This is a genomic window from Actinomadura sp. NPDC048021, from assembly GCF_040653135.1.
Taxonomy (GTDB): domain Bacteria; phylum Actinomycetota; class Actinomycetes; order Streptosporangiales; family Streptosporangiaceae; genus Spirillospora; species Spirillospora verrucosospora.
The window spans coordinates 21,926-34,243 of the sequence record NZ_JBEZJQ010000042.1 but is presented as its reverse complement, the minus strand read 5'-3'; the positions used below and the strand labels follow the sequence as shown (position 1 = coordinate 34,243).

Sequence of the window (12,318 nt, the reverse complement as noted above, 5' to 3'; positions counted from 1 at the left end):
TCACCGCCAGAAGAAGACCTTGGCGCTGGCCTTGGCGATCGTCGCGGCGGCGGCGCCCTGGTGGAGGAGCTGGAAGCGCACGCGCTTGCCCGCCTCGACGGTGTCGGCGGCGAGGCCGTAGAGGAGGTTGGTGGGTTCGCCGACGGAGATGAAGTCCTGGACGGGGCCGATCTGCAGGCTGGAGGAGTCGCCGTCCGCCATCTCGACCACGCGGGCCTGGATGAGCGTGCCCGCGGGGACGCCGCTGAGCGTCGCGCTCACCGACACGCTGTAGCGGGCCGAGCCGGTCAGCAGGCCGGGGCCGCCCGAGTCGCCGTGCTGGTGCTCCTTGTCGGAGTACTCCTTGCTCCAGGTGACCTCGGTCCACTTGCCGGGAGGAAGCTCCTGGTGGTCGCCACCGGTGCCGACGGACACGTAGTCGGGCATGTCGTCCTCTCCCTCGGGCGAGACGCCGACGCGCCACTGCCCGTAGTCGCTCTTGACGGCGCGGTCGTAGTCGACGCCGACGCCGTTGATCGTGTGGTCGTTGGAGTACTGCCGGAGCTGGGCGCGGGGGTCCCATTTGCCGCCCGACCAGGCGTACGTCTGCCAGCCGAAGGTGATCTTCTTGGCGTCGAAGGCGCGCTTGACCGGGCCGTAGCCGCCGTAGAGGCCGACCCGGTCGCGGCCGAGGACGCTCGCCGCGCCGTCCAGATAGGCGTTGATCTCGTCCTGCTGCCCGGAGGTGGCGTCCCAGTCGGCGGCGAAGTAGATCGGCCGGTCGTCCGGCATGCCGCACGCCCTGGCCTGGGCGGCGGCGTCCCGGGCGTCGGCCGCGCCGGCGGACCGGCCGGCGAGGGGGCGCTTGGCGGTCGACTCCCACACGACCACCAGCCAGATGCCCGCGGCTGACAGCTCGTCGGCCTCCTTGCGGGTCAGGTTCTTGCCGCTCGTGTCGTGCGACAGGTAACGGCACGCGAACTTCGCCCCGGCGCGTTCCAGCGCGGACGCGCCGGGGCGGCCCCACGCGTAGTCGACGCCGAAGACAGCCATGTCAGCTCCATGTGTCGGGTTGTCGGGGTCTTGGCGATTTAACAGGCTTTGTCCTTTGTGGCGCAGGAGATTGCGGAGGTTGACCGTCCGTAAGGGGGTGGACGGTCAAGAGTCACCGTGCGTGGCGACACGCCGACACGGCGTTGGCGGCCGCGCCTCCGGATCACTAGAACGGACGGTGACCGCAACAAAACCGCAGGCCACGGGGGGTTCGTAGTGATCCGGACGTTGAGGGTGCAGGGCATGGTGCTGGCGATCGCCGCGCCGGTGCTGGGAGGCGTTCTCCTGCCTGCCGCAGCGCAGGCCGACGGGCCCGGCCCGAAGCCGAAATCCAAGCAGCACGGCAAGCAGGCCGCGGGCGTGGCGCTCCGCACGGGCGGGCCCGCGAGCGCCGTCGTCCCCGGGCGCACCTACGAGTGGACGTTCAAGATGGCCGCCAAGGGGCCGGGCAAGTCCGGCAAGGCGGTGTTCAGGACGACGCTGCCGAGATCGCTGGCGTTCGTCTCGGGGAACAGGGACTGCGCTGCCGCCGGGTGGACGGTCGAGTGCGAGCTCGGCGCCGTGCGGGACGGGGGGACCGTCACCGGCGCGATCAAGGCCAAGGTGTCGGACGACGCCAGGCCCGGTCAGCGGATCCGCCTGCGCGGAACCGTGACGTGGGGCGCCGCCCACGCGGCGCGCATGTTCCCAGCCGTCCGCATCGCCACGTCCGCCCAGGAAGGACACTCCAAGGCGTCCCCGAAGAAGCCCGAGGCGAAGAAGCCGGACGCCAAGAAGCCCAAGGCGAAGGTGCCGGACGCGAAGGAGTCCGAAGCGAAGAAGCCGGAAGCCAAGAAGCCGACGGTCAAGAAGCCGCATGCGAAGAAGTCGGAAGCCAAGAAGTCGCATGCGAAGAAGCCGGACGCGAAGAAGCCGACGGCCAAGAAGCCGCATGTGAAAAAGCCGACGGCCAAGAAGCCCAAGGCGAAGGTGCCGGCGGCGGTGCGGAGGGTCGGTCGCTCGGGGTGACGCCGGGCGGGGGCTGACCCGCCGCGCGACCGCCGCCCGGTTCGTACGAGGATGGGGACATGCGACTTCGAATCTTCACCGAGCCCCAGCAGGGGGCGACGTATGAGACACAGCTCGCCGTCGCCAAGGCGGCCGAGGAGCTCGGCTTCGACGCGTTCTTCCGTTCCGACCACTTCGTCAAGATGGGGGACGTCTCGGGCGAGCCGGGCCCGACGGACTCCTGGATCACGCTGGGCGCGCTGGCGCGGGAGACCAGCCGGATCAGGCTCGGCACGCTGGTGACGGCGGGAACGTTCCGCTATCCGGGGCCGCTGGCGATCTCCGTCGCGCAGGTCGACCAGATGAGCGGCGGGCGTGTCGACCTGGGCCTCGGGACGGGGTGGTTCGAGGAGGAGCACGCCGCCTACGGCATCCCGTTCCCGAGCCTCGGCGAGCGCTTCGACCGGCTCGAGGAGCAGTTGCAGATCCTCACCGGGCTGTGGGGGACGCCGTCCGGCGAGACGTTCTCCTTCAGCGGGCGGCACTACACCCTGACCGAGTCGCCCGCGCTGCCCAAGCCGGTGCGGCCGGGCGGGCCGCCGATCATCATCGGCGGCGCGGGGGCGAAGCGGACGCCGCGGCTGGCCGCCCGCTACGCCGACGAGTACAACGTCCCGTTCCACCAGGTCAAGGACACCGGCGGCGCGTTCGACCGGGTCCGCGCGGCGGTCGCCGAGGCGGGCCGGACGAGGCCGCTGGTGTACTCGGCCGCGCAGGTCGTGTGCTGCGGACGGGACGAGGCGGAGCTGAAGCGGCGCGCCGACGCCATCGGGCGGAAGGTGCCGGAGCTGCGCGAGAACGGGCTGGCCGGGACCCCGCAGGAGCTGGTCGACAAGATCGGCCAGTTCGGCGAGCTGGGCGCGGAGTGCCTGTACCTCCAGGTCCTCGACATGAGCGACCTGGAGCACGTGGAGCTGCTGGCCTCCGAGGTGATGAGCAAGCTCTGACGGCGAGGCGGGGCCCGCGCCCGGGGGAGTCCCCTGGGCGCGGGCCCCGTGCGTCACGTCAGGCGGTCTCCTCCTCCGGGCGCGCGTGCATCGGCAGCAGGAACGTCACCAGGAAGGTCAGGCCGAGGAGCCCGACCTCGACCCACAGCGTGAACTTCATGGCGTCGCCGAACCCGACCTTGGCCGCGTGCTCGCCCGCCCCGGCGACCGCCTTCTGGACGGCGGGAGCCGACTGCGGCGCGGCGGCGACGGCGGCCCCGACGGCGTTTTCCAGGCGGCCGCAGGACGCGGGCACGGCGGCGGCGTCCTTGGCGGTGGCGCGGTCGCGGCCGCAGTCGCGCAGGCCGTCCACGACGCGGTCCCGCTGCGCGGCCGGGACGGACGCGGTGGCGAGGTCGCGGCGCAGGGCGGCGGCGCCGTCGTCGGCGGCGGACGCGACGTGCCCGCCGAGCAGCCCGAAGAAGACCGTGCCGAGGACGGCCGCGCCGAGCGCGCTGCCGAGCTGCTGGACGGCGGTGAGCGTGCCGCCCGCCGAGCCGGTCTCCTCGGGTTCGACGCCCGCCAGCACGGTGTCGAAGAAGGGCCCCATCAGCAGGCCCATGCCGATCCCGGTGACGGTCAGCGCGGGGATGAGCTGCCAGGGGGTGACGTCGGTCCCGGCGTACCGGAGGGTGAAGTACAGCCCGGCGATCCCGGCGGCCATGACGACGGCGCCCGCGTGGATCACCTTGCGGCCGAGGCCCTGCACGGCCTGCATGAGGCCGAAGCCGATGACGATGCCGACCGACCACGGGATCTGCGCGAGGCCGGCCTTGAGCGGGGAGTAGCCCAGCCCGAGCTGGAAGAACAGCGCCAGCACCAGGCCGAGGCCGGCGACGCCGGAGAAGAACACCAGGCCGACGACGAGGCCGCCGGTGAAGCCCCGCTTGCGGAACAGGCTCGGCACGATCAGCGGGTCGCCGCCGAGGCGCTGCTTGCGGGTCTCGTACCAGGCGAACACGCCCCACACGACGAGGGAGGCGGCCATCATGGCGAACGTCCAGGCGGGCCAGTCGTGCTCGCGGCCCTGGACGAGGGGGTAGATCAGCAGCCCGGCGCCGAGGGAGGCCAGGACCGCGCCGGTGAGGTCGAGCCGGGAGGCGTGCTCGGCGCGCCCCTCGGGCAGGAACCTCAGCCCGGCGAGCACGGCGGCGGCGCCCAGCGGCAGGTTGATCAGGAAGATCATCCGCCAGCCGGTGCCGAACAGGTCGGCGTCGATCAGCCAGCCGGCCAGCACCGGGCCGCCGACCGACGACAGCCCCATGACCGGCCCGAACATGGCGAACGCGGCGCCCATCTCCTTCGCCGAGAACATCTGCTTGATCATTCCGATGCCCTGGGGCAGCATCAGCGCGCCGAACAGGCCCTGCATGCCGCGGGCGCCGACCAGCATCCCGGGGGAGCCGGCGATGCCGCACAGCAGCGAGCCGAGCGTGAAGCCGGCCGCGCCGATGAGGAACATCCGCTTGCGGCCGTAGAGGTCGCCGAGGCGTCCGCCGGTGATGAGCCCGACGGCCATGGCGAGGGTGTAGGCGGCGGCGAGCCACTGGATGGTGGCCGCCGACCCGCCGAGCTCGGCGCGGATCGTGGGGGCGGCGATGGCCGTGATCAGGGCGTCCAGCATGTCCATGACCTCGCCGGCGAGGATCACGAACAGGGCGACCCAGCGCCAGCGGTAGCCGCCGTCGGCGGTGCCCCGGGCGGGGGAGGTCAGTGTTTCGGTCATGGTCACTCCGGGAGAACAGTGTTCGTTGTCTACGAACAGTGTTCTACGGGCGAACGCTGTTCGTGTCAAGTACGATGTTCGTGTACGAGAAATCCTCTCTCCGATAGAGAAGATATATCGCGATTCGCGATAGTCAAGATGCATCGCGAGATCAGGAGGTCCTGACGTGGTCACCGCACGCCCGGACATGCCGACGCCGCCCGGCCGCAGGCCGCGCAGGGCCGCGCCCGCCCGCCAGCCGCTCACGCAGGAGCTCGTCGTCGACACGGCGATCCGCGTCCTGGACGCCGAGGGGCTGGACGCCGTGACCATGCGCCGCGTCGCGCAGGAGCTCGGCACGGGTCCGGCGTCCCTCTACGCCCACGTCTCGGGCAAGGAGGAGCTGCGCGAGCTGATGCTCGACCGGGTGGCCGCCGAGATCCGGCTCCCCGTCCCCGACCCGGCGCGCTGGCAGGAGCAGCTGAAGGAGCTGGCGCGCGAGATCCGCCGCGTCTACACCTCGCACCGCGACATCGCGGTGGTGTCGATGGCGCTCATTCCCACCGGACCCCACCTGCTGGACGTCGCCGAGACGCAGCTCGCCCTCATGCGCGCCGGCGGCGTCCCGAAGCGGATCGCCGGGCTGGCCGTGAGCACCCTCGGCATGTTCCTCGACGCCGACGCCATCGAGGACACGCTCCACCACGCCAAGACGCCCCCGGGAGCGGGCGACCCGTGGACGTACTTCCAGAAGTACCTCGACCAGATCCGCGAGTACTTCGCCGCCCTGCCCGAGGACCGCTACCCGACGATCTCCGGCATGGTGGACGAGCTCACCGCGGAGAGCGGCGACGGGCGCTTCGAGTTCGGCCTCGACATGCTCGTCCGGGGAATCGCCTCCTACGCCGCGGAGGCGTCCCGCCCCGAGGAGGACGGTTAGGCGAAGGCGCGCTCGAAGGCCGCGTGCCTGGGGGCGCCCTTGGCGGTGTCCCAGACGGCGAAGACCACGTGCTCGAACCGGTCGGCGAACTCTCCGCCCGGACGCAGCGCCTCGGCGAACACCTCGGCGACCTCGGCGGGGTCGTTGCGGAAGACGCCGCAGCCCCAGGCGCCGAGAACGATCCGGGTGTGCCCGTTGGCCAGCGCCACGGCGAGGACCTTGCGGGCGCGCAGCCGCAGCGCCGCCGGAACCCGCTCGGCCTTGGCGGCGTCCCTGATCGCGCCGCGGTTCGGCGCGGGCGACGTCAGGAACGTGACGCCGTAGGGCTCCTCCAGCAGCCGCCCGGAGTCGTCCCGGAACACCGGCACGTCCGGCGAGTAGATCATGTGGTCGCTGTAGAGGAGGTCGCCCTGGGCGCGGTGGAAGTCGTAGTACTCCCTGGCCGAGCGCAGCGACTCGTACAGGCCCGACGAGCGCGCCAGCCCCTCCTCCTGGGCGTGCGCCCCGTTGAGGAAGCCGCCGCCCGGGTTCTTCGCGGAGGCGAAGTTGAGCGCGAACGGCGTCGTCCCGGGGGCGCGCAGCCGTCGCGCGGCGGCGAGCGTCGTCTCGCCGGTCACCTCGATCCGCGTGCGCGTGCCGGGGCCGGCCGGAGGAAGGTTCTCCAGCAGCGTGTCCAGCTCGCCCGGCCGGTAGAGGACGGTGCGGCGGACGGCCTCGGCCAGGTCGTCCGCGATCGGGACGGTGCGGCCGGACGGCGCGGTGTAGTCGCCGCGTTCGAGGATGGCCACGGTCTCCTGCGCGGTCATCCGGCGGGGGTGTCTGCTCATGTCGCTCCGGATTCTGCTGGTCAGGCGAACCGGGCGCAAACCCTTTAAGTCCGGCGTTCCGGAAAATGGATGGGGGCGTTCGGCGCGTTCCGCCACACTTGGGACGTGCTTCTGACGATCACCACGACGATGAGCCAGGCGACCGACCTGGGGTTCCTCCTGCACAAGCATCCGGACCGGGTGCAGCGCTTCGAGCAGTCCTACGGCACGGCGCACGTCTTCTACCCGGACGCGGAGGAGGGGCGCTGCACGGCGGCCCTGCTGCTGGACGTCGACCCGGTCCAGCTCGTGCGCACGCGCGGCAGAGGCACGCCCGACTTCTCTCTCGGCCAGTACGTGAACGACCGCCCGTACGCGGCGTCGTCGCTCCTGGCGTCGGCCATGGCGAACGTGTTCCGCACCGCCATGCGGGGACGCTGCGACCTGCGCCCCGAACTGGCGGAGACGCCCGTCCCGCTGGAGATCGTCCTGCCCGCCCTCCCGTGCAGGGGCGGGCCCGGCCAGGCCGAGCGGTTCTTCGCTCCGCTCGGCTGGGACGTGTCGGCGGTGCCCGTGCCGCTCGACCCCGACTTCCCCGAGTGGGGCGACTCCCGGTACGTGACGCTCACCCTGACCGGGATGCTGCGGCTCGCCGACGCCCTCAACCAGCTGTACGTCCTGCTGCCTGTCCTCGACGACGCCAAGCACTACTGGATGGCGCCCGACGAGGTCGACAAGCTCATCCGGGCGGGGGAGGGCTGGCTGGCCGCGCATCCCGACCGCGGCGCCATCACGCGCCGGTACCTGGCCAACCGGCGCAGCCTCGTGCAGTCCGCGCTGGGCCGTCTCGCCGACGCCGAGGACGCGTCCGACGAGGAGCTCGACCCGGTGGAGGTCGAGGAGGAAGAGGCCGCCGCCGAGGACGGGCGGGCGGAGGCGCCCGAGGAGGCGCCCGTCTCGCTCGCGGAGCTGCGGCTGCGGTCGGTGGTGCAGGCGCTGCACGACGAGGACGCCCGCCGGGTCATCGACCTCGGCTGCGGCTCGGGCAAGCTCATGGCGCGGCTGGCCAAGGACGAGTTCTTCAGCGAGATCTCCGGCTCGGACGTCTCGTACCGCGCGCTCGGCCACGCCACCCGCCGCCTGCGGCTGGACAAGCAGCCGCGCCGCGAGAACGACCGCGTGCGGGACGTCTTCCAGGGCGCGCTCACCTACGCCGACGACCGGTTCCGCGGGTACGAGGCGGCCGTGCTGATGGAGGTCATCGAGCACGTCGACCCGCCGCGCCTCGGCGCCGTCGAGCGGGTCGTGTTCGGCCACGCCGCGCCCCGCGTCGTGGTCGTCACGACTCCGAACGCCGAGCACAACGTCCGCTACGAGGGGCTGGCGCCCGGGGCGATGCGCCACCCCGACCACCGTTTCGAATGGACGCGCCCGGAGTTCCGCGCATGGGCGGACCGGGTCGCCGCCGAGCACGGCTACCGCGTCCGCCACGTTCCCGTCGGCGACGACGACCCCGAGGTCGGCGCGCCGACGCAGATGGGAGTGTTCACCCGTTGACTTCCTCCCCCGGCCTAGAGGCAGGGGGTTCCAGCGTTTGCTCGCTGGGTTTCCTGCTTCGCCGACGACCGCCTCGTCCGGGAGGTGTCCCGTTGAGGTCTTACACCGTCTCCACAGGCGGTCACCGCCAGCCCGGCGGCCAGGATGTTGCGCGCGGCGTTGACGTCGCGGTCATGCACGCTGCCGCAGCCGCACGTCCATTCGCGGACGTCCAGCGGCAGCTTGGCGCGGATGGTTCCGCAGGTTCCGCACAGCTTGGAGGAGGGGAACCAGCGGTCGACCACCACGAGTTCGCGGCCGTACCAGGCGCACTTGTACTCCAGCATCGCGCGCAGTTCCGCCCACGCCGTGTCGGAGATGGCGCGCGCGAGCGTGCGGTTCCTGAGCAGGTTGTGGACGGCGAGGTCTTCGATCACGACCGTTTGGTTCTCACGGACGAGACGAGTCGACAGCTTGTGCAGGAAGTCGCGGCGCCGGTCGCTGATTCGCGCGTGCAAGCGGGCGAGTTTGCGGCGGGCCTTGTCGCGGTTCGCCGAGCCGGGGGCCTTGCGGGCAAGCTCGCGCTGCGCCGTGGCCAGGCGGGCGCGGTCACGCCGCTCGTGCCGGGGGTTGGCGATCTTCTCCCCGGTCGACAGGGTCACCAGCGAAGTGATTCCGGCGTCGATCCCGACCGCCGCGTCCGTGGCGGGGGCGGAGGCGACGCAGTCCTGGCACAGCAGGGACACGAACCAGCGGCCCGCACTGTCGCGCGACACCGTCACCGTGGACGGCTCCACACCCTCGGGCAGCGGACGCGACCAGCGGATATCCAGCGGCGCGGACATCTTCGCCAGGGTAAGGCGCCCGTCGCGCCAGGTGAAGGCGCTGCGGGTGTACTCGGCCGACGCACGCGACCGCTTGCGCGACTTGAACCGCGGATAGGCGGCCCGCTTGGCGAAAAAGTTGGCGAACGCCGTCTGCAGATGGCGCAGCGCCTGCTGGAGCGGGACGCACGACACTTCGGCCAGGAAGGCGAGTTCTTCGGTCTTCTTCCATTGCGTCAGAAGAGCGGACGACTGCGGGTAGGAGATCCGGCGCCCCTCGCCGTACCAGGCCCGGGTCCGCTCCTCCAGTGCCTTGTTGTAGACCATGCGCACGCAGCCGAACGTGCGAGACAGCTCAGCCGCCTGCTCGCCGGTCGGGTAGAAGCGGTATTTGAACGCCCGCTTGACCTGCCGCGCCATGCCACACGTTCTAACAGCTTCGGTGCGAGCCGACCTGACGGAAGTCGTAACGCCCCGGCTTCGCCGCTCTGCTCCGCAGAGGCGCGTTTTCTCCCTGGCCTGACGGCCGGGGCATCCATGGAGGAATCCAGATGACCGAGATCAAGGTCCCGGAGATGGGGCTCGTCGTGCTCGTCGGCGTGTCCGGGTCGGGCAAGTCGCACTTCGCGCGCAAGCACTTCAAGCCGACCCAGGTGGTGTCGTCGGACTTCTGCCGCGGGGTCGTGTCGGACGACGAGAACGACCAGTCGGCCACCGGCGACGCGTTCGACCTGCTGCACTACATCGTGGGCAAGCGCCTGCGGCGCGGACTGCTGACCGTGGTGGACGCGACCAACGTGCAGACCAAGGCGCGGGAGTCGCTGCTCAAGCTGGCCAAGGAGCACGACGTCCTGTCGGTGGCGATCGTGCTGGACGTCCCCGAGGCCCTCGCCGCCGAGCGCAACGCCGGGCGCCCGGAGCGCGACCTGGCCCCCCACGTCATCCCGCGCCAGCGCCGCGAGCTGCGGCGCGGCATGCGCTCGCTGGGCCGCGAGTTCCGCCGCGTCCACGTCCTGACCGGTCCCGACGAGATCGACGCCGCGACGATCCGGTACGAGAAGGCCTGGAACGACAGGCGCGAGCTGACCGGCCCGTTCGACGTCATCGGCGACGTGCACGGCTGCCGCGCGGAGCTGGAGGACCTCCTCGCCGACCTCGGCTACGAGATCCTCCGGGACGCGCGGGGGCGCGCCGCCGGCGCGAGCCACCCCGGCGGGCGGACCGCCGTCTTCGTCGGCGACCTGGTCGACCGCGGCCCCGACTCGCCGGGCGTGCTGCGCCTGGTGATGGGCATGGTGGCCGCTGGCGACGCGCTGTGCGTCTCGGGCAACCACGAGGCCAAGCTCGTCCGCGCGCTGCGCGGGCGCAAGGTGCGGCTCGCGCACGGGCTCGCCGAGTCGCTGGAGCAGCTCGCCGCCGAGGACGAGGACTTCCGCGACGGCGCGCTGCGGTTCATGGACGGCCTCATCAGCCACTACGTCCTGGACGGCGGACGCCTGGTCGTGGCCCACGCCGGGCTCAAGGAGGACTACCACGGCCGCGCGTCCGGACGGGTCCGCTCGTTCGCGCTGTACGGCGACACGACCGGGGAGACCGACGAGTACGGCCTTCCGGTGCGCTACCCGTGGGCGCGCGACTACCGGGGCAAGGCGATGGTCGTGTACGGCCACACGCCCGTCCCGGAGGCGGAGTGGGTGAACAACACCATCTGCCTGGACACCGGCGCGGTGTTCGGCGGGAAACTGACGGCGCTGCGGTATCCGGAGCGCGAGCTGGTGTCGGTTCGGGCGCGGCAGGTCTGGTACGAGCCGACGCGTCCGCTGGAGGCGCCGGCCAAGGCGAGCGCGGGCGGCCACCGGGAGAACGACGTCCTCAACATCGGGGACATCCTCGGGAACCAGGGCGTCGAGACCCGCCTGATGGGCCGCGTCTCGGTCCGGGAGGAGAACGCGCTGGCCGCGCTGGAGGTGATGAGCCGGTTCGCGGTGGACCCGCGCTGGCTCGTCTACCTGCCGCCCACCATGGCCCCCGCCGAGACGTCGCCCCTGCCGGGATACCTGGAGCATCCGGCCGAGGCCCTCGCCGCGTACCGGGACAAGGGCGTCCTGCGCGTGGTGTGCGAGGAGAAGCACATGGGCTCGCGCGCCGTGGCGGTCGTGTGCCGCGACGCCTCGGTGGCCGCCGAGCGGTTCGGCGTGGACGACGGGACGACCGGCGCCGTCTACACCCGCACCGGGCGGTCCTTCTTCCGCGACCCGTCCCGCACGGCCGAGGTCCTGGACCGGCTCCGCGCCGCCGTCGGCGCGGCGGGGCTCTGGGACGAACTGGACACCGGATGGCTCGTCCTCGACGGCGAGATGCTGCCGTGGTCGGCGAAGGCGATGGACCTCATCCGCACCCAGTACGCGGCGACCGGCGCGGCGGCCCGGGCCGCCCTGCCCGTGGCGGCCGACGCGCTCGCGCGGGCGGACGGGCGGGGGCTCGACCTCGGCGGGCTGCGCGAGCGCGTCGACCGGCGGGCCGCGAACGCGTTCCGGTTCCGCGACGCGTACGCGCGCTACTGCTGGCCGGTGGACGGGCTGACCGGCGTGCGGTTCGCGCCGTTCCAGGTCCTCGCGGGGGAGGGCCGCTCGTGGGCGGTCCTGCGCGACCACGAGTGGCACATGTCCGTGGCCGGGCGGCTGGCGGACGGCGACGTGAGCGGGCTCGTCCAGCGGACGGGGTCGATGACCGTCGACCTGGGGTCGCCGGAGTCGGAGGCCGCGGCCGCCGAGTGGTGGGAGAAGCTCACCGCGGCGGGCGGCGAGGGCATGGTCGTCAAGCCGCTGGGGCCGCTTCCGGAGGGCGCCAAGGTGCAGCCCGGCGTCAAGTGCCGGGGGCCGGAGTACCTGCGCATCATCTACGGGCCCGACTACCGCGAGCCCGAGCACCTCGAACGGCTGCGCCGCAGGTCGCTCGGGCGCAAGCGGTCGCTGGCGATGCGGGAGCACGCGCTGGGCGTCGAGGCCCTCGACCGGCTCGCCGGCGGGGAGCCGCTGTGGCGCGTCCACCAGGCGGTCTTCGCCGTCCTGGCGCTGGAGTCGGAGCCGGTGGACCCGCGCCTGTGACCGTTCCGCGCGCCACGGCCCGCCGCCCTCGGGGCGGGCCGTGGCCGCGGGTCAGGTCGAGAAGAGCATGTGGAACACGCTGCCGTGGTGCGGGCGGTGGTGCCCGCCGTGGTGATGGTGGTGGACCGCCGGCGCCGGGGCGCCCCAGCCGGGCGCCGCGGCGGGCGGGGGCGCCGCCCGGTACTGCGACTCCATCTGGCTCAGGGCCTCGAGCTCGCCGTAGTCGAGGAAGATGCCCCGGCAGCTGTCACATTGCTCGATGTGGACGCCGCTGCGGGTGTAGGTCCGCATCACGCCACGACATTTAGGGCAGTGCATCGCCTTGTCATCCTTCC

Annotated in this window: 10 protein-coding genes; 5 read left to right on the top strand and 5 right to left on the bottom strand. The window is 72.3% G+C overall.

The window, feature by feature from the left end; genetic code table 11:
• Positions 1-1,032 (bottom strand): glycoside hydrolase domain-containing protein, encoded by a 1,032-nt coding sequence (locus AB0C87_RS40705; protein ID WP_345184848.1) that lies wholly within the window; start codon positions 1,030-1,032, stop codon positions 1-3.
• A gap of 243 nt (positions 1,033-1,275) precedes the next feature.
• Between AB0C87_RS40705 and AB0C87_RS40700 the strand changes: the two genes are divergently transcribed.
• Both AB0C87_RS40700 and AB0C87_RS40695 read left to right on the top strand, forming a co-directional pair.
• Positions 1,276-2,040, top strand: coding sequence for a hypothetical protein (locus AB0C87_RS40700; protein ID WP_360581878.1), 765 nt, complete (start codon positions 1,276-1,278; stop codon positions 2,038-2,040).
• Positions 2,041-2,099: 59 nt separating this feature from the next.
• Complete coding sequence (locus tag AB0C87_RS40695) at positions 2,100-3,026, top strand: LLM class F420-dependent oxidoreductase (protein WP_345184853.1); 927 nt, start codon at positions 2,100-2,102, stop codon at positions 3,024-3,026.
• Between the two features lie 58 nt (positions 3,027-3,084).
• Here AB0C87_RS40695 and AB0C87_RS40690 read toward each other — a convergent pair whose 3' ends face one another.
• Positions 3,085-4,791 (bottom strand): MFS transporter, encoded by a 1,707-nt coding sequence (locus AB0C87_RS40690; protein ID WP_360581876.1) that lies wholly within the window; start codon positions 4,789-4,791, stop codon positions 3,085-3,087.
• Positions 4,792-4,957: 166 nt separating this feature from the next.
• Here AB0C87_RS40690 and AB0C87_RS40685 point away from each other — a divergent pair, with 166 nt between their 5' ends.
• Complete coding sequence (locus tag AB0C87_RS40685) at positions 4,958-5,710, top strand: TetR/AcrR family transcriptional regulator C-terminal domain-containing protein (protein ID WP_345184858.1); 753 nt, start codon at positions 4,958-4,960, stop codon at positions 5,708-5,710.
• Here the strand turns inward: AB0C87_RS40685 and AB0C87_RS40680 are convergent.
• Positions 5,707-6,537, bottom strand: coding sequence for a TIGR02452 family protein (locus tag AB0C87_RS40680; protein ID WP_360581874.1), 831 nt, complete (start codon positions 6,535-6,537; stop codon positions 5,707-5,709). The genes AB0C87_RS40685 and AB0C87_RS40680 overlap by 4 nt on opposite strands.
• Positions 6,538-6,642: 105 nt before the next feature.
• Between AB0C87_RS40680 and AB0C87_RS40675 the strand changes: the two genes are divergently transcribed.
• On the top strand, positions 6,643-8,073 hold the full coding sequence (locus AB0C87_RS40675) for a 3' terminal RNA ribose 2'-O-methyltransferase Hen1 (RefSeq protein WP_360581872.1): 1,431 nt from the start codon (positions 6,643-6,645) through the stop codon (positions 8,071-8,073).
• A 14-nt stretch (positions 8,074-8,087) separates the two neighbouring features.
• Here AB0C87_RS40675 and AB0C87_RS40670 read toward each other — a convergent pair whose 3' ends face one another.
• Positions 8,088-9,296, bottom strand: a complete 1,209-nt coding sequence (locus tag AB0C87_RS40670) for an RNA-guided endonuclease TnpB family protein (RefSeq protein WP_360581870.1) — start codon at positions 9,294-9,296, stop codon at positions 8,088-8,090.
• Between the two features lie 131 nt (positions 9,297-9,427).
• On the opposite strand from AB0C87_RS40670, the gene AB0C87_RS40665 reads away from it, so the two are divergent.
• Positions 9,428-11,983, top strand: a complete 2,556-nt coding sequence (locus tag AB0C87_RS40665) for a polynucleotide kinase-phosphatase (RefSeq protein ID WP_360581868.1) — start codon at positions 9,428-9,430, stop codon at positions 11,981-11,983.
• A gap of 51 nt (positions 11,984-12,034) precedes the next feature.
• Here AB0C87_RS40665 and AB0C87_RS40660 read toward each other — a convergent pair whose 3' ends face one another.
• Complete coding sequence (locus AB0C87_RS40660; protein WP_345184869.1) at positions 12,035-12,301, bottom strand: zf-TFIIB domain-containing protein; 267 nt, start codon at positions 12,299-12,301, stop codon at positions 12,035-12,037.
• Positions 12,302-12,318: the final 17 nt, after the last annotated feature.